14 protein-coding genes and 1 pseudogene are annotated in these 17,642 nt (G+C 56.0%); 8 read left to right on the top strand and 7 right to left on the bottom strand.

Features of this window, described 5'->3' with window-relative positions:
• Positions 1 to 12: 12 nt before the first annotated feature.
• On the bottom strand, positions 13 to 1,329 hold the full coding sequence (locus CPY64_RS06950; RefSeq protein ID WP_042480076.1) for an MFS transporter: 1,317 nt from the start codon (positions 1,327 to 1,329) through the stop codon (positions 13 to 15).
• Between the two features lie 267 nt (positions 1,330 to 1,596).
• Complete coding sequence (locus CPY64_RS06945; RefSeq protein WP_009454531.1) at positions 1,597 to 2,736, bottom strand: FAD-dependent monooxygenase; 1,140 nt, start codon at positions 2,734 to 2,736, stop codon at positions 1,597 to 1,599.
• A 413-nt stretch (positions 2,737 to 3,149) separates the two neighbouring features.
• Here CPY64_RS06945 and CPY64_RS06940 point away from each other — a divergent pair, with 413 nt between their 5' ends.
• The 7 genes from CPY64_RS06940 to CPY64_RS06910 all read left to right on the top strand — a co-directional run bounded on the left by CPY64_RS06940 (position 3,150) and on the right by CPY64_RS06910 (position 11,265).
• The gene (locus CPY64_RS06940) at positions 3,150 to 3,629 is read left to right on the top strand and encodes a MarR family winged helix-turn-helix transcriptional regulator (RefSeq protein WP_042480074.1); all 480 of its coding nucleotides are present in this window, start codon (positions 3,150 to 3,152) and stop codon (positions 3,627 to 3,629) included.
• Between the two features lie 79 nt (positions 3,630 to 3,708).
• A complete protein-coding gene (locus tag CPY64_RS06935; protein WP_042480072.1) occupies positions 3,709 to 4,872 on the top strand; it encodes an NnrS family protein in 1,164 nt (387 codons plus the stop codon).
• A gap of 167 nt (positions 4,873 to 5,039) precedes the next feature.
• Complete coding sequence (locus tag CPY64_RS06930) at positions 5,040 to 6,962, top strand: DUF8189 domain-containing protein (protein WP_080723667.1); 1,923 nt, start codon at positions 5,040 to 5,042, stop codon at positions 6,960 to 6,962.
• A 238-nt stretch (positions 6,963 to 7,200) separates the two neighbouring features.
• Entirely contained in the window at positions 7,201 to 8,631 is a 1,431-nt protein-coding gene (locus CPY64_RS06925; RefSeq protein ID WP_042480071.1) for a hypothetical protein, read from the top strand.
• A gap of 303 nt (positions 8,632 to 8,934) precedes the next feature.
• Positions 8,935 to 9,414: a hypothetical protein gene (locus CPY64_RS06920; protein WP_042480069.1), complete on the top strand. Its 480-nt coding sequence runs from the start codon at positions 8,935 to 8,937 to the stop codon at positions 9,412 to 9,414.
• Between the two features lie 54 nt (positions 9,415 to 9,468).
• Entirely contained in the window at positions 9,469 to 10,080 is a 612-nt protein-coding gene (locus CPY64_RS06915; protein WP_042480067.1) for a superoxide dismutase, read from the top strand.
• A gap of 249 nt (positions 10,081 to 10,329) precedes the next feature.
• Positions 10,330 to 11,265 (top strand): helix-turn-helix domain-containing protein, encoded by a 936-nt coding sequence (locus CPY64_RS06910; protein WP_042480064.1) that lies wholly within the window; start codon positions 10,330 to 10,332, stop codon positions 11,263 to 11,265.
• 46 nt (positions 11,266 to 11,311) lie between these two features.
• Here CPY64_RS06910 and CPY64_RS06905 read toward each other — a convergent pair whose 3' ends face one another.
• Positions 11,312 to 12,421 carry a class II histone deacetylase gene (locus CPY64_RS06905; RefSeq protein ID WP_042480061.1) on the bottom strand — a complete coding sequence of 370 codons (1,110 nt, stop codon included), beginning with the start codon at positions 12,419 to 12,421 and terminating at the stop codon, positions 11,312 to 11,314.
• A 200-nt stretch (positions 12,422 to 12,621) separates the two neighbouring features.
• Positions 12,622 to 13,236 carry an ABC transporter ATP-binding protein gene (locus tag CPY64_RS06900; protein ID WP_042482050.1) on the bottom strand — a complete coding sequence of 205 codons (615 nt, stop codon included), beginning with the start codon at positions 13,234 to 13,236 and terminating at the stop codon, positions 12,622 to 12,624.
• Between the two features lie 209 nt (positions 13,237 to 13,445).
• Here CPY64_RS06900 and CPY64_RS18950 point away from each other — a divergent pair, with 209 nt between their 5' ends.
• On the top strand, positions 13,446 to 13,586 hold the full coding sequence (locus CPY64_RS18950; protein ID WP_155274650.1) for a hypothetical protein: 141 nt from the start codon (positions 13,446 to 13,448) through the stop codon (positions 13,584 to 13,586).
• 42 nt (positions 13,587 to 13,628) lie between these two features.
• Here CPY64_RS18950 and CPY64_RS06890 read toward each other — a convergent pair.
• The 3 genes and pseudogenes from CPY64_RS06890 to CPY64_RS06880 all read right to left on the bottom strand — a co-directional run bounded on the left by CPY64_RS06890 (position 13,629) and on the right by CPY64_RS06880 (position 17,630).
• Positions 13,629 to 14,460, bottom strand: a pseudogene (locus tag CPY64_RS06890) (ZIP family metal transporter).
• A gap of 366 nt (positions 14,461 to 14,826) precedes the next feature.
• Complete coding sequence (locus CPY64_RS06885) at positions 14,827 to 16,368, bottom strand: GTPase (protein ID WP_042480054.1); 1,542 nt, start codon at positions 16,366 to 16,368, stop codon at positions 14,827 to 14,829.
• Positions 16,368 to 17,630 carry a GTPase gene (locus CPY64_RS06880; RefSeq protein WP_042480051.1) on the bottom strand — a complete coding sequence of 421 codons (1,263 nt, stop codon included), beginning with the start codon at positions 17,628 to 17,630 and terminating at the stop codon, positions 16,368 to 16,370. The genes CPY64_RS06885 and CPY64_RS06880 overlap by 1 nt, the downstream gene beginning before the upstream one ends.
• Positions 17,631 to 17,642 lie beyond the last annotated feature (12 nt).

The raw sequence follows: 17,642 nt of genomic DNA, 5'->3' as shown, positions 1-17,642 counted from the left end.
GCAAACAGCGACTTAGCGGTTCACCTGTTTGGCTGGCAAGGCGAAAGCCAGCAAGCAACTCACCATCAAGCTACCTGCAAACAGCCACAGAGCGGCGCTGCCCGAGCCTGTCAGGTCGGTCACCCAACCAATCAAGGAGTTGCTGACCAGACCGGCGATATTGGCCAGCGAGCAAGCCAGAGCAAAACCGGTTGCCGCAGCGGTGCCTTTCAGGAAGGTTGCAGGCAAGCTGAAGAACACAGGTACCGCACCCATAATCACAGCCGAAGCCACGGTGAAGGCCAGAACCGTCAACCAGGCGTGATGCGCCACAAAGGTACTGGCAACCAGCGCAATTGCACCGATGGTCAGCGGCACGATCAAGTGCCAACGGCGTTCACGGCAGCGGTCCGAGCTGGCACCAATCATCAACATGCCCACCACACCGGCTATCGATGGAATCGCCGTCATCAGGCCAATCTGGAAAGGATCCTGCACACCCGCCGCACGGATAAAGGACGGCATCCAGAAACTGATGGAGTACGTGCCCAACAGAATGGAGAAGTCGATTCCGCCCAGCATCCACACTTTCAGGTTGAAGAAACCATCTTTGAAGCTGTGCTTGACGCCCTTGCCTTCGGCATCGTCAGCGGCCAGATCCGCAGCCAGACGAGACTTTTCGTCATTGCTCAGCCACTTCGCGGACTGATAGTTGTTCGGCAAGGCCCAGAAGGTCAGGATACCGAGCAGCACACTAGGAATCGCCTCCAGGAAGAACAACCACTGCCAACCGCGCCAGCCATTCATGTGATCAAAGTGACCGATAATCCAGCCGGACAAAGGACCACCAATCACGCTGGACAGGGGCAAGCCGATCATGAACAAGGCAATGATCTTGCCACGTCGGTAAGTGGGGAACCACAGGGTCAGGTAGTACAAGACACCTGGCAGGAAGCCGGCCTCTGCCGCACCCAGCACAAAACGCAGGATGTAGAACTGCGTGGGTGTGGTGACAAACATGGTCAGGCCAGACAAGATGCCCCAGGTAATCATGATGCGGGCAATCCACAACTTGGCGCCCACACGTTCCAGAATCAGGTTGCTGGGTACCTCGAACAGGATGTAACCCAGAAAGAACAGGCCCGCGCCCAGGCCGTACGCAGTCTCGCTCCACTGCAAATGATCGAGCATTTGCAGCTTGGCAAAGCCTACGTTGATTCGGTCCAGATACGCAGCCAAATAACAAAAACACAGGAATGGGATCAGACGCCAGACGATCTTCTTGTAGAGATCTCCGTTTCCGTCCCGGCCTGCAGGCACAGCCGTGGGACTTTGGATGGATGAATGCACCTTGTATATCTCCAGATAATTATTGGTATGCCTGGTGAACCAGAAAACTGCCTGATAACAGCGCCTGACATAACACAGCAGGGCCCTGAACGCGTCCGCATTCCCCCCATTGGGCTGCAGACCGTTTACAGATGAAGAATGATGTATCAACGGTGACTCCCGACTGGACATGCCCTGCTCTATTTATAGAGAGGTCAGGCACAGCGGGACCCGATCAGATTGATGCGCTGAGCCCGGATCGCTCCCGGGTTCAGCGCAGGGCACTGCTTAGCTGGACTTCAGGTCCTGACCGTACAGGTCGTAGCCGTAAACCCAGGCCGGATCTTCTTGCGTGCGCAAGAAGGTGTTGGCGTTGGACACGGACTGGACACGAGTCGCGCGCTCTTTGCGGTTGAGCTCGTACAGATCAAAGGCCGTGCGGAAATCCGACAAACCGGTCTCTTGCAAGCAGCGAGTCAACATGGCGGCATCTTCAATAGCCATGCAAGCACCTTGAGCCATATGTGGCTTCATGGGGTGACATGCATCGCCCAACATGACCAGACGACCACGGCTCCACAAAGGCAGCGGATTGCGGTTGCGCAATGGCCACTTGGTAATGCTTTCGGTCGATTTGATCAGATTCTGAACCGTGGAATGATAGCCTTCAAATGCGGCCAGCATCTCTTCTTGCGAGCTGTCTACGTACGCACCCTGGAAATCCCAGGCAGGATGTGGCACGCCAGTCACAAAGTAGTATTCATCGCGCTTGCCGGTGGTGTAGTACACCATCATGTGACGGTCGTCAGTCCACCATTTCACACAGTCCTCGAACTCGTCGGCAAAGCGGGCCAGATTTTCGCCACGGATCAGGGCACGGTGTGCCACCCAGCCGCTGTAAATCGGGTCTTCTACACCCAGCAGGGTTTCGCGGATCTTGGAGTGAATGCCATCGGCACCAATCACAATGTCAGCCGTCACGCTGGTGCCATCGGCAAATTCCAGCAAAACGTCGTCACCACGGTCCACCAGGTTTTGCAAACGCTTGCCAAAGTGCACGGTGCCCGGCTTGATGCTGTCAATTTGCAAGGCGTGCATATCGCCACGGTGCACAGTAATGTACGACGCACCGTATTCTTTCTTGGCAAATTCGCCCAAAGGGATACGGGACAGGTAGTCGCCCGTTTCGCCATCGCGGCTGAACCAGAAATCAGGGTGCGAGCCCATATCGTCCAGCGCCTTTTCCAGACCCATGCGGCGGAAAATCTTCATCACGTTGGGGCCCACGTGGATACCGGCACCCAAACGCGAGAATTCTGGCGCCTGTTCAAATACTTCCACCTCAAAGCCAGCTTGCTGCAACAGAGTCGCCGCAGCGGCTCCGCCAAGACCGGCCCCTACAATCGCAATCTTGACTGTTTTTTCCATCGTTAGCTCCAAATCACGGCACTCATCAAAAGTGCTCACCACATGTTTTTTAGTAGTGTACACACTAAGTTTAAGCATGAAAACAGGTGATTGGACTAGGGTTTATACCTACCTAAAGCCAATTTAAATGACTAGAAAAGCAGCTTTTAATTAGTCCTTAATGCAACAATATCAACAAGTTAAAATAAAAAACCAAAACAAAACCAAGCCTTTAATATCTAGGCATCAAATTTATTTAATTTTCAAATTTAACAGTGTATAGACTCATTTATTGCGGTGCACACTCTGAAATGATGGATACTTTAAATACAAAACAACTGATCTGGATCAGGCGTGAACAGGCCCCTGGGAAGGTATACTTGCCCAGTTGTTACGCAACTGGCCTGCCCATTCCACAACAAGACAGAAAGACTATGCAGCCTACCTCCCCCGTTTCCGAGCCTCAAACCTTGTCCTACGATGTCACCGAACAAATCGGCCACCTGCTGCGCAAGGCAGGTCAACGGCACACGGCCATCTTCCAGCATTACGTGGGTGACAACCAGCTGACCGCTATCCAGTTCGTGACCTTGTGCGCCCTGCGCGACCACGGCCCCAGCTCGCAAACCGAGCTGGTCGAAGCCACGGCAGTAGACCAGGCCACCATACGGGGCATTATTCAGCGCCTGAAGTCGCGCGATCTGATTGAGCTGGCACCGGACAAGGACGACAGACGCAAGGTGATTGTGGAGCTGACCCAGGAAGGGCTGGACCTGCTCGATCGGGTCATCCCACGCGCCCATACCATCAGCGAACTGACCATGGGCAATCTGAACCCCGCAGAACGCGTCGCTATCGTCTATCTGTTGCGCAAGATGATCGACAGCACGCTGGATATGAGCGACAAGGAATAAGGCCGGACATCGCTTGAAGACACTATGTTTTATTCGGCCTTTAAGATATATTTAAAATACATCTTTTAACTGATACGCCATGACTCCTTTGACTGCCTCCCCCGCCTCTACCCGCCCCGAATGGCGCGCATTCCTGGAACTGGGATTTCGTCCTCTCTATCTTTTAGCCACACTGTGGGGTGCAGCCAGCATTGCGCTTTGGCTCTATACACCCGGCTGGCTGTCCAATACGGCCATTCCATCCCTGTACTGGCATGCCCATGAAATGCTCTGGGCTTTTATCGGCACGATTGCCGTGGGATTTTTGCTGACAGCCAGTGCCACCTGGACAGGACAGCCCACCTTGCGTGGCCCGTCTTTGGGCGCCTTGTGTCTGATCTGGATTCTGGCTCGTTTCAGCCTGCTTCTTCCCAACGGCTTGATCGCGGCTTTGATACTGGATGCCTTGTTTTTCGTCATTGCTGCCGCTGAGCTGGCCCGCGTGATTCTGATCGCTCGCAACAAGCGCAACTACGGTATCCCCCTGGCCATGCTGGCTTTGGGTCTTAGCCATGCCCTGTTCATGTACAGCCTGATGCAAGGGCAAGACCCCATGCCCTACTTCTACAGCGGCTTTTGGACCATGGGCTTGATCACCTTGCTGATTGCTCGTCGCATCATTCCCTTTTTTGCCATGCGCGCCTTGCCGGGCTTGAGCTTGCCTGCGCAAACTCGTAGCGGTCATTGGCAAATGGGTTTGAGCGCTATCGCGATTGCCTTGTCACTGAGCCCCTGGCGTTTGCCTTTGGCCATTGTTCTGGCTGCATTGGGCTTGATCGCCTGCTTCCAGTGGGTACGCTGGAAACCTTGGGCCAGCCGCAATACGCCGCTGCTATGGATTCTGTACCTGGGCTATGCCGGTCTGGCACTGGGTCTGTTAAGTGCGGCGGCCTATGAGGCAGGCTGGATTCTGCGCGCTGCCTGGCCGGTACATATTGTGGGCCTGGCAGGTTTTAGCGTCATGATTATCGGCATGCTGACCCGTACCGCTCTGGGCCATTTGGGTCGCCCCCTGCGTGCCACGCCCAAAGTGGTGCTGGGCTACGGACTCCTGATTGCCGCCTGTGTCTTGCGCTTGCTGGCCCTGGTTCCCAGCAGCTGGAGCCTGCCTTTGTTGCATGCCGCCGGCCTGTGCTGGATTCTGGCCATGCTCAATTACCTGCATCAGTTTGCACCCATGTTGATTCGTCCCAGACTGAACTGATCGCAGCGTCGGCGCCACACTTTAAAAAACAAAATCCCTGGCGCCGTTTATCTTTATTTTCTGCCTGACAGTGCCTGCTTATACTAAGCAGGCACGTTGTTTGCACCCTCTGCAGGCAACGCGGGACGGATCGTTCTGATCCTTGTTTATTCCGCGCTCGTATCTCCATGCCTCTTGCCTGTCTGACTGGCTCCTTTCTGAAACGCACTCTGCTTGGCGGACTGTGTGCTCTGCTTTTGCCGCTTTCTGCCCAGGCCACCGATGCCTGTCATGGCAGTCGAGACCTGGTCGTCGTTGGCCATATGGACGACGACCTGCTGTTCATGAACCCGGACCTGTCCAGCAATATCCAGGCCGGTGCCTGCATGCAGGTTCTGTATCTGACCGCCAGTGAACGCAAAGGCGGGCTGGAGTATATGTACAGCCGCGAACAAGGTGTGCGCGCCGCCTATGCGTATATGGCCGGGCTGGTCAACGAATGGCAGCAGACGCGCGTGATGGTCGGCAGTGCGTCAATCACACAGTTCAGCTTGCAAGCCAGACCGGGCATTCAACTGAGCCATTTGCGCCTGCAAGATCCCTGGCTGGGCCCGGGCTGGGGAAGCCTGACGCCCTTGAGCCGCGCAGAATCTGTACCTGGTCAAACCGTACAAACTCTGGACAGCCCGCAACAGACACTGAACCGCGAGCAGTTGGTCCAGACGCTGGCCGCCTTGATACGGCTGTATCAGCCCACCAGTGTTCGCTATCTGGATGACACCAATCCCGTGCCTTACACCCAGCTGTGCTGGCGTTGTACCGGACACGGACACCCGGACCATATCGCCAGCGCCCGCCTGGTTCGCGAAGCCATGCTGGCCGCCCCCGGCAATTACGCGCAAATTGGCTATGTGGACTACCCCATTCAAGAACAGGCCCGCAACCTGACCTTGAATGAAATTCACAGCAAAACCGAGATTTTCCGGCGCTACGCCTGGCACGATCAACATGCGTGCAAAGGCCCCGCCGTGTGTCAGGAACCCGCTGGCCCCGCCGCGGCATGGGTACAGCGCAGTTACTACACCAGCCGCGCGGACTACCCCGCCAGCCTCTTGAGTGACAGCGAAGGCAGGCTCAGCTTTTTCGCATCGGGTGAACAAAACGACGCCATCAATCAATGGGATGTGCAAGAACAGCGCTGGATGACCTTGGGCGGACGCACAGCCGATACCTTGAGTGCTTTCCAATACGCAGATGGCAGCCCCGGCCTGGTTGCCCGTGATGCCACCGGGCAGGTCTGGTTCAGCCGCTTCGCTGACGAGAATGACTGGCTGGCCTGGCAACGAATACCCGGCCCTCGCATGTTGCACACCCCCATGGTCAGCCGCCGTGACAGTCAGGCTGTCGCCATGGGAACCGATGGCCGTTTTTATTGGAGCGCCGCGCGCCAGCCTGACTACGGCTGGAGTGCCTGGAAAGCCCTGCCTGCATTGGAACAGGCCGCCTACCCCGCCACTCTGAGCCTGGATCAGCAAGGGCACGCCCATGTATTCGCCAGCAATCTGCAGGGCCAGCTTTTTCAGACCTATCAGCAAAGCGACTCGCAATGGCGGCCCTGGCAAGCAATTCCTGCTCCCCCCATCAGCGGAGGGCTGGCCTCCATCCTGAATGCGCAAGGCCATATTGAGCTTTACATGCGCGACCGCCAAAGCCAGCATTTGCTGCGCCTGGCACAAAGCGGCAAGCAAGGCTGGACAGCCCCCCAAAACCTGGGCTTGAACTATGTGGGAACACCCGCACTGAGCCTGGATGAGAAAGAACAGGTCATTGTCGCGGTTCAAAAAAACCCCGGCGGTGCGATTGTGATGCTTGATCAAGGGCAGGAGCAGGAAGTCGCCAGGCAATCTGCCTCTCAACCCGCTTTGTACAGACTGAACGGCATCTTGTACCTGGCCAGCCGCCCGGTCGGTCCCGAGCAGCGCTATCGACTGCTGGCGCGCCGGCACGGCAAATGGGTGCAAGTTGCCCTGACCCAGCCTCCACCACCGGGAGGAGGACAGTCTTTTAGCGAAGCCCCTGCCTTCATCACCCAGCCCTATGTGCAGCCTTGAAGCCCAATCACGCTTTTAAAACGTAACAAAGTACGCTCGGACGGCCCTTGCTCCCAAGGCGAGGCCGGGCCAACAAGCGAATCCAGTTATTGATTCACGCCCCAGCGATAAACCCGGAGTACACGCCTCTACCGTAGTATCTTGTTGCAATAGTGTGCGCTGGCTCTCCCAGCTCCAGTACAATCGCCCGCTAACGGCCGCCGGCTCATCGGTGCCTTACTTTTACTCTTCAGAGATCATGAAGCCAACTACCCTATTTGCAGCCCTGTTGGGCGTCGTCATCGGCGCCGGTGGCGCTATCTATTACGCCAAAAACGTACCCGTACCGGCAAGCGGCCCGGTCAGCGCTCCCAGCACCATCGGTGCTTCCCAAACTCTGGTATTGGGCCAATCTGTCTCTGGCGAATTGACCAGCAAAAGCTTTTTGAACCTGAGCGATGGCGTACGCAGCAGCTTGTTTGATGTGAAGGCTGAAGCTGGCCAGATCATCAAAATCAGCGTTAGCGGCCCTTTGCGTCCGCAAATCAGCGTGCTGCGCAACGGCGAGCTGGTAACACGTACTCAGCGCTGCGAGGACTGCCCCGAGAGCGAGACCAAAGGCCAGGCCACCACACTGGGCTTCAAGGCTGATTTCAACGACACCTACCAGGTGGTTGTCAGCGGTTTCAACACCAGCTCCTACGGCCCTTTCCAGGTCGTCGTCGACACTCTGAAAGCCTACACGGGTGACCCGCTGACCCAAGACCAGACCATTCATGACTGGGCATTGGGCGGCCAGAAACGCTACCGCCTGAATATCGAAAAAGACGGCTTATACAGCATTGCCATGAAGGCCGAGCAGAATAGCCTGGACGCCTATCTGAAGCTGATGGACCGTCGCGGCATGGAACTGGCCTCGGACGATGACAGCGGTGGCGGCACTGATGCACGTCTGCAGGTTTACCTGAAAGCGGGCGAATACATTGTGCAGGCCAGCTCGGCCATGGGTTCGCAAAACTTCCAGGGCGGCTTCTCGCTGCAGATCAAACCCGAAGAGATGACCGGCGAGATCGAGCTGAAAAACGGCGACAGCCTGACTCTGGACGGCGATGGCAAAACCGGTCTGTTCACGGGTGAAACCCAAACCTACAGCTTCACCTTGTCCGAACCCAAACTGGTCACCGTGCAAATGGATGCCCAGGGCTTCCAAGCCACGATGGAAGTGGATTCCACCAGTGCCAACCAATACGGTGATGAAGCTGGCCAGCAACGCGTCCGCGGCGTACTGGCTGCAGGCGAACACCAGGTGAAGATTTCTGGCTCCAACCAGGCCGGCTTGTTTGCCCTGTCCGCCTCGGCCGATGAAGTCCCTGCCAATGCCGGCGGCGGTACCATCCGTGTGGGTGAGCCTCGTCAGGCTCTGATGCTGCAAGGCATCACCAGCGACAGCTACCAGTTGACCGTACGTCAGCCTGGCAGCTACGTCATTGACATGACCTCGCCTATCTTCGACACCTACCTGGTGCTGCGTAAAGACGGTCAAACCGTTGCCGAAGACGATGATAGCGGCGGCGACATGAACGCACGTCTGGAAGTCCAGCTGGAAGCGGGCGAGTACGAAGTCAAAGCCATGTCTTTGGGTAGCTACGACCAGGATATGGAATATGAGCTGTCGGTAAAACGTCGTTAAGACGGTTCAGCCAAGCGGAAATCAAGGCTGAAAGCTCCCGGGCTTTCAGCCTTTTTTCTTCTCATGCAGCCAACTTGGGCTTGATCTGAAACAAGAATATTGACGCTACAGGGTATACACCTAAGTACGCCTACCAAGCCTGCAAAGCCGCATCACTACTGGCTTCAGAGACCGCCTCCTGCCTCTTTCCGACTGGCGTTTGATCTGCTTACGATTTGCTTTTTGGATTTCCTTGATAATATAAATGCAAATCATTATCATTAATTTCACTATTGATGCGCTACCTTTTATCAGGAGCAATGCATGCAGACACTCGCCCAACAGCCCCAACACGCTCTCACCCAACGCGACGAACTGGCCTCCTGGCGCAGTTTGATCACGCAAGGCAACCAAGCCTTTCAATCCCACAATTACACCGATGCCATCGCGCACTACCAACAGGCGCGCGCGTATGTAAAACCGCTGCTGTTTGGCTCTTGTGAAGGGGCCGACGCCACCATTGCCGCCTGGGTCATTGCCCATTTGAATCTGGCCGATGCCTGCGAACAGCTGGGTCAAAGCGACGAGCAGGGCCTGCACCTGTGTACCGCGCATGAAACTTTGTGCTGCGCGGCAGCCAACACGCACCTGGCCGATGATTGGCGCATGGCCGCCTGGCAACATAGTCGACGCACCTATGCCGAGCTGGCGCGCTATGCACGCCGCTATCCCCATCATGTCCCTACCTGCTCTGCCCTGTTCTTAGGGGCGGTCAGCCCGCAGGAGCGCTCTTTTTCTCATTAAGTTTCATTCTGTCCCCCAGGCGCGACCGGCCTGGGGCTTATCGAGGAGTGCGTTTTGTCTTACACCTTACCTGCCCTGCCTTATGCCTACCATGCTCTGGAACCTCATATCGACACCCAGACCATGGAAGTTCACTACAGCAAGCACCATCAGACCTATATCAACAATCTGAATGCGGCACTGGAAGCGGCCAACTTACCCAGTCCGCCTATTGATGAACTGGTTGCCGGGCTGGAAAAACTGCCCGAGTCCGTGCGCAATGTAGTGCGCAACAACGGCGGCGGCCATGCCAATCACAGCCTGTTCTGGACGGTCATGACACCGGATGCCGATACCAGCGTACCCAAGGATCTGGCCCACGCCATAGACCGGGATCTGGGTGGATTCGAGCAATTCAAGGACGCCTTCACCAAAGCGGCAATTTCACGCTTTGGCAGTGGCTGGGCCTGGCTGAGTGTGACGCCAGAAAAGAAACTGGTGGTAGAGAGTACCGGCAATCAGGACAGCCCACTGATGCACGGCAACACACCCATTCTGGGCCTGGACGTATGGGAGCATGCCTACTACCTGAAGTATCAGAATCGTCGGCCTGAATACATTGCAGCCTTCTTCAATGTGATCAACTGGCCCGAAGTGCTGAGACGATATCTGGAAGCCGTTAAATAAGGCAGTTTTACAGCGTGTCTTTGACAAGCTGCCTTAACCCTATCTCCCCGCCCGGAGATGGGCGGTATCAAGCAGTTTGGCTTGCCGCCTTTTTCAAGCAACCCTCCACTTCTGGAGGGTTTTTGCTTTGGGGATGCACCCATACTCGGCCCCACTTCCAAGCCTGGGTTTGGCCCAATTGCGCTCTCAATCACCAAACGCTATGTTGATTGTTAGCGCCCTTACCAAACTCGTCCTCAGGCCCCCGCCATGTTGAGTCTCTGCGATCGTATTCAATCCCTGCGTTCCCTGTTTCACTTCGATGCGGTGCAGCTTTTGGGGTGTGCACCGCAAAGCCGTACACATCTGGAGTTGCATTGCGAAGGCTATAACCTGAACTGTGCCTCTGCCTTGGGAACGGGCTTTCCACAAATCTACGCACCGGGATTTACAGCACAGGCCTCTCCGCACGATTTGCTGCCGCCTTCTATTTCCGAGTGCTCGGACACCATGGATCCACCCTTTCGCAGTACTGCCATCTATACCGATGCTCTGCTTCGCGGCGGGTTTCAGGATGGGATGACGGTAGAACTACAGCGCGGGGACTCGTACTTGGGGATGATCCACTTCTCTTCCCAACAAGCAGGAAGCTTCAATCGCCACGTGCGTACACTGGCTCTGGGCGCGAAAATCTTGCTGGAAGATGCCATGCAGAACATGGTCTCGCAAAACGGCGTCGTCTTGCATCTGGTGCCACAGGCAGGCGGGCTGATCATGCGTGAGGACATGCTCTCTAACGCTTCCCAGTTCAGCCCCGCACTGGCTAAAGCCTTGTCCTTCATGGGCCAGGAAACCTCGACCTTGCAAGCGTTCTGGCTGGAAGGCAAACGAAGCTATCGACTGCAAGCGCAGCGTTTTCCCAAGGGCGATGTTCTGGTGCGACTGGTGCCTGCCCCCTTACCCGCTGCGCTCAGTGCCAAGGAAATGCAGGTGCTGGGCTGGCTAGTGACGGGCTATACCGACCGGGAAATTGCAGCCAGTCTGTTTTTGAGCGAGCGCACCGTGCATTCACATGTCACCTCCTTGCTGCGCAAGCTGGACATTACCAGACGAACAGAAGCCGCTGTCCAAGCGGCTCTGAATCATTGGTATGTGCCGGATGCTCATGGTGCGATCCTGGCGGCGGTGCCTGGACTCTGCCACTAAACGGCAAGGTCCGAGGTGCCGTTCAAGCCATGCGCATAAAGGCGAGTTAACGCAGACCGCTTAGCAAGTTTGCCGCCTCATCCACGCAAGCACGTTCTGCATCCAGCAGCGTATCGCCGCCCATCCCACCCAGGAACTCCGCGTAAGGATCAGCCAGCGTACGTACGCCAGTCAGCTCTTCAATCACGGCCTGACCGCAGAATGGCAAGTAATGTGGGCTATAACCCCCTTCCTGCACAAAGGCGATACGTCCTTCGCAGACTTCCTCGGCGCAGTCGATCACCTGACGCGCCATTTGCCGGAAACCGGAAGCCGTCACCATCATGCGTGCCAGCGGGTCCATCATGCTGGCATCAAAGCCCGAACCCACAATAATCAGCTGCGGTTTATAGGCGCGCAGCGCAGGTAACACCACTTTTTCCATGGCATAGAGGTAGGCGGCATTCCCGCCGCCAGGAGGCAGGGGGATATTCAGGTTGTAGCCCAGGCCTTCACCCTCACCACGCTCAGTCGTAAAGCCGCTATTGGCCGGGAAGCACAGATGCTGGTGCAGGGAAATAGTCAGAACCGAAGGATCATTCCACCAGATATCCTGCGTGCCATTCCCGTGGTGCACGTCCCAATCCAGAATGGCGACACGATCCAGACCCAATTCCTCGCGCGCATACGCCGCCGCCACCGAGGTGTTATTGAAAATGCAAAAACCCATTGCCCCGGCACGGGGTGCATGGTGGCCAGGAGGGTTCACCAGCGCATAGCCATTGCTGACTTCCCGGCTAACCACTTTCTTGACCATCTCAATAGCGCCACCCGCGGAAAGCATGGCAATTTCAAGGCCACCATTCCCCATGGTGGTTATGCCATCGCCCGTATCGCCGCCGGTTGGCAAGGCGCTGACACGCTTCATGTTTTCCAGATGCTCGGCCGTATGAGCACGCAAAATATCCTTGTCGCGTGCAGGCTTGGCCTGGATGCTGGTCAGATGATCAATTTGACCGGAGGCACAAACCAGCTCGTGAAAGCGGCGCTTCGTATCGGGATGAGCCAGGTGGTGGCTGATCGGCTGCAAACGGGCACCCAGATTGGCCGAGGCAAGACTGCCCGTCCCGGTATCTACCCAGCCGTAAAGTGTGTTCCAAATATATCCTGTTGCCATGTCGTCTCCTTTCTTTTGGTTTGTTTGGCAGAACCATAGTAGGGATCTGAACGACTGAAAGAATCCGTAGGATTGCCGAATTTATGGGCTGATCAGGAAACACTCACGGCAAAAGAGGCAGAGGACGCTTGTTTTCCAAAGCGTTCTCCGCCTCTTTCTTCAGGCTGATTAACTTGTAGATAGCGGGCACTGCCCAAGGTCTAAACCAGCTCGGCAATATTGATTATTTCTGCTCCGCAAGCCTCAAGCAACTCGGCATCGTAGCTGGCGAACAGCACAACACGTTCTTGCGACCAGATCTGGAACTGCTCCGCCAAAGCGGCACGAGCCTGCGTATCCAGGCCATTGCTGGGGCCATCGGCAATGATCACTGCCGGGTCACCCAAGGCCGCCGCCGTCAGAAATACCTTGCGGCGCGTGCCTGTGGACATCTGCTCAAAGCGCTTGTCCAAATGTGGCTCCAGCCCTAATCGGCAGGCCAGATCCAGCGCATTGTCATCCACATGGGTGTTCTTTTCTGCGGCGATTTGTTCCAGCAGTTCGCGGCCTGTCTGGGACGGAAACAGCATGCAGTTGTCCGGCACATAAGCCATACGGGCGCGGGCTTGTCGGGGGGCTTTCATCAGCGAATGCCCGTCTATCCACACTTCCCCCGCATCCGGTTCGAGCAAACCTGCGATGATATTCAGCAAGGTGGATTTACCGGTGCTGTCTTCTTCACAAAGCGCCACGCAGCCTGGCTGAAATGTATGAGTCAGCCCTTTGAAAACGGGGTAATCGCCATAGTTTTTACTGAGATTTTCTATGCGTAGCATGCTGGAAATCACTGCTAAAGAAGCGCCTGGACAGATACAAGATGCTGTGCCGAGGCGGGATAAAAAAACAAGTTCGGGGCTGCCCCAAACAGGCGCCCTAGTATAGGTCTTTATTAACTGAAGTTTGGGCTGCTTGCTGCGCCGTGACCATGCAGGGTTCAGCAAAAATAAAGCAAAAACCTTGTCGGGAACAATCTTGCCAGGCATTCATGCGCGGATCTACAGCCAAAGCCAAAGCCAAAGCCAAAGCCAAAGCCAAAGCCAAAGCCAAAGCCAAAGCCAAAGCCAAAGCCAAAGCCAAAGCCAAAGCCAAAGCCAAAGCCAAAGCCAAAGCCAAAAAAATAGCCTGAAACAAGACAAGCTTGTTCAGGCTATTTTTTTTGCGGACCTGCTTATCCTAAAGCAGTATCCAGCAACATCATCAGGACAAAGCCAATCATCAAACCACCCGTCGCAAAGGTTTCATGTCCTTGCCGGTGCGATTCGGGAATGATCTCGTGGCTGATCACAAACAGCATGGCACCCGCCGCAAAGCCCAGACCAAAAGGCAGAAGCACCAGCGAGCTGCTGACAGCCACCGCACCCAGCACGGCCCCAACCGGCTCAACCAGACCACTGGCCATCCCCAAAACTACCGAGAAAGTACGGCTGTAACCGGCGGCCAGCAAGGCCAGCGCCACCACCAGACCTTCAGGCACGTCCTGAATGGCAATACCCGTGGCCAGCGCATTGGCGCGCACACCTTCATTACCCACATAGCCCACGCCAATGGCCAAGCCTTCCGGGAAGTTGTGCAACGTAATGGCAATCACAAACAGCCAGGTGCGGCGCAGCTTGGTAGACGAGGCGCTGCCAGGGCCTTCACGCCCTTTGATGAAGTGCTCGTGTGGCAGGATGCGATCAAGCAGCATCAAGGCTGCGGCACCCAACAAGATGGACAGGCCCACGGCGGAACCCGCCCCCCAAGCACCACCGCCAAACACCTGCTGCTTCCAGACCCGGCAGAACCAGCGAGAAAGCACAAGCAGCCAGCATCACCCCTGCCCCAAAGCCATACAGCGTATCTTGCGTACGCTGCGACATGGTTTGAGAAAACATGACAGGCACAGTCCCCAGTGCCGTGGCCAACGCAGCAATGGAGCCGCCTACCAGGGCCTGCAAGACCACCGGGTGATCTTGTGCATACAGCCAGAACTGATGACAGAGCGCCCAGACGCCGCCCATGGAAATGATCAGTCCAACCCACAGGCGCAGGTGTTGGCGCCAGTTAGGCGAGGTTCCCTTATTGGGTAAAAAGTAGTGGCTTGTTTTCGGTTTCATAGCCATGCGCCCCCAGAAAATTACGCAATCCAGGTTTGCCTACTACAGACGCCAAGAGCCGCAAAACGGCTCTTGGCTAAGGCATGGATGCTGTACAAACCATCATAGCGACTTCATCTTCGATTTAAAACATAAATATCGAAATGCTAACAATTATCATTAGCATTTCAACAAATAAGCCACAATCCATGAAATCAGCTTGGGGGTTGACCGCTCTCCAGCCGGTTTTCTGTGTTTTGCATGGCAATGCAAAACCGAATTAATACTGCCTCACGCAGCGTGCAATTGATGCTTGATTGCCTCCAAAGCCCGGGCCTGATCAGCCACGGCATTCTCCAATTCAATCAACTCCTGCTTGAGCTGTTCCAGGCTTTGTTCAGCCTGCTCCACTACCTGTTCCGCCAGCTCCTGAGCGCCATTCATCACCACGTCATTCAAGCTCATGTACAAGCGGTTGTAGTCGATCAGCGGCGCTTGCCCTTCCCCCTGCTCCTGGAACACTTCATAGCCAATATGAGCAGGCAGATTCAGTGTCGGCAAGTCTGGCTGAGTCAGCTGGAAATTCGCCAGAACCGTCTGGCTGAGCTCTGCAAATGCCTTGCCTGTGTTCTGGCCAAGCTCGGTACGCACAGCAGCAACATCTTGCTGAGCGGCATGCTTTTCCAGCACCTCGGGCAATTGGGGCACCACTCGCCGCCACGTGCCTTCGGTCAAAGCCTGGACAGCGCCTTGCAAGACTACTGTTTGTTCTTCAATACGCTGACGCAATTGAGCAGCGGCCTGCTCCAGCGTTTGCTTCAGAGGACTCAGGATTGCCTCTTCAATATGGTGCAATTGCAGCTCGGCAGGTTTGCGCTGTTTGTACGCCAAGGCAGGTTTCAGCAAGTTTTGCACCGCCAGATACAAGCGCTCGAAACCCGCTTGCTCCAAGCCCTGCTCTTCGTCCTGCTGGCTGCGCGCCATATGCACGGACAGGGACACGGCCGGTTTGAGCAAATCACTGCTCAGACCCCAATGATTCAGGGCCTGCGCTGCCCGCGTCATCACGTCCTCTTCCTGCAACTGGCGGTTATCGGCTGTCTTGTTGCAAAGCACTTTGACGATCTCGTCGTCGATCTCATCTTCCTCGATGCGATCGCTGCGGGTAATTACCGGCAACAAGGGTTTGTTGCGGCGCAGTTCCACCAGCAAATCGCCCAGTTCCTGAACCTGCCCCGGTGCGCTGGAGCTGCTCAGCCACAAGAGCGCATCCGTACTTTCCAGAAACTGCTGCGTCAAAGCCGCATTATGCGCATTGGCCGAGTGCAAACCGGGGGTATCCAGCAAGACCAGCTTCTCGCCCAGACACACACCTTGCAAGGCAACCGTGGTTTCCGTTGCGCCTTCCTGAAAACCCTCAGGCATGGGCTGCATCTGCCCATCGGCAAGACGGAAGAAATCCACGCTATGACCCTGACGACGAAAACGATCCGCCAGGAAATTGCACAAGGAGCTTTTACCAGCATTAAAGGAGCCAAACACCAGCAGCATGATGCGATCGCGGAAACGATCCGCCAATTCCTGCGCCGGTGCCAATGCAGACCAGGACGCCGCCCAGGCTTCTCTTTGTGCCTGCAACTGTTGATTCACTTGTTGAGCACTTTGCGCCAATACGCCCTGCTCGACCAAAGCCGTGCCGGACAAGGCTTGCGCCACGGTCGTCTGGCCCAAATCCGCCAGCCACTGCTCCATCCTGGCAATAGCGGGCTGCATATCCTGACTGGCAGGATTGAGCTCCGCAACCGCCTTGATAAACGTGCTTTCCACCGACATCACACATGCTCCAATGTGGACAGACCTTCCAACGCCTGGCGCGTTTGCTCAAGCTGGTTTTCAGTCGTTTCGATCTGCTTTTCCAAAGCCACACGGCCATCCGAGACTTCAAAATAATGGGTGAAGTCCTGAACCAGCTTGTCGCGTCCGGCCTGTTCGCAGAAGATGCGGCGCAGATCGGCACGGTACTTCACCGACACACCCATCACCGCAATCATGACGGTATCCATGCTGCGCACCGAAGTACGTTGAGCCGCTGGCAAACCTACGGCACCGTATTCCACCAGGTGACCATTGATCGCAATACACGCACGCGAATAGGCAATCTGCAAACGGGCACGCTCTTGCTTGCCTGCCGTCATCTTGAAACCAAACTCGAAGGTATCCGGCACCAGGGAATGATCCACACCGGGAGCATTGACCACCGGCTCCAGATCCTTTGCTATGCCTTCCAGAATCTTGCGCAGACCTTCCACAAAATCACTATGCTGCTGCTTTTGCGTCTGCTGCAGGCTGTGCAAACTTTGCTCTTGCGATTGCTGCAAGGCGTTCAACTCTTGCGTCAGCTCGGTCAGCAAGGCTTCACGCTCGAACTCGCGGGCTTGCGGCACACGCTTCAAGGCAGCTTCCAAAGAAGCCTGCAAAGCCGGGATTCCGCTTTTCTCCAGCATGCGCTGCTTGCCACCTTCACGGCCCTGACGATAGCGGGTGCTGGACACCGGATGCAACGTCACACCGGCACACTGCTGCTGAATCGCGCCCAGCACTTTCTCTTGTTGTTCGTCATCGGCCAACTGGTCAATCTGGCTGATGACCATCAGGTTCTGACGCTGCGAGCGCTGATGATCTGCGGCCAGCTCTTGCAGCAAATTGCTTTCCAAGGCGTCCAGCTCACCTTCTTTGGCAGCGTGGACGAACAGGCGAATATCCGCCTGCAAGCCCATGGCTTCACGTGCCAGGGCATCATCCTGCAAGGCCACGTCTGCATACAGACCCGGCGCATCCAGCCAGCGCACGCCTTCATGGACGTGCTCGGCCAGCACAACGGTTTCACGGCGGTCAGCCACATTGAACACATCACTGCCCATCAACTCATTGAGCAGACGACTTTTACCGTGATTGTATTTACCGACTACGGTCACCGTTGGCGGCACGTTCAATTGCAAGAGAACGCGCAAACGATCCAGATCCCAGCGGCGCTGTGGCAACACGGCCAACACAGGCTCCAATACTTGATCAAGGGATAGTGCCAACTGATTCATAGTCTCTTCCTT

The sequence above is a fragment of the Alcaligenes faecalis genome (assembly GCF_002443155.1).
Lineage (GTDB): Bacteria > Pseudomonadota > Gammaproteobacteria > Burkholderiales > Burkholderiaceae_B > Alcaligenes > Alcaligenes faecalis.
Note: the sequence above shows the minus strand (reverse complement) of the source record. Positions and strands in the feature narration are given on the sequence as shown.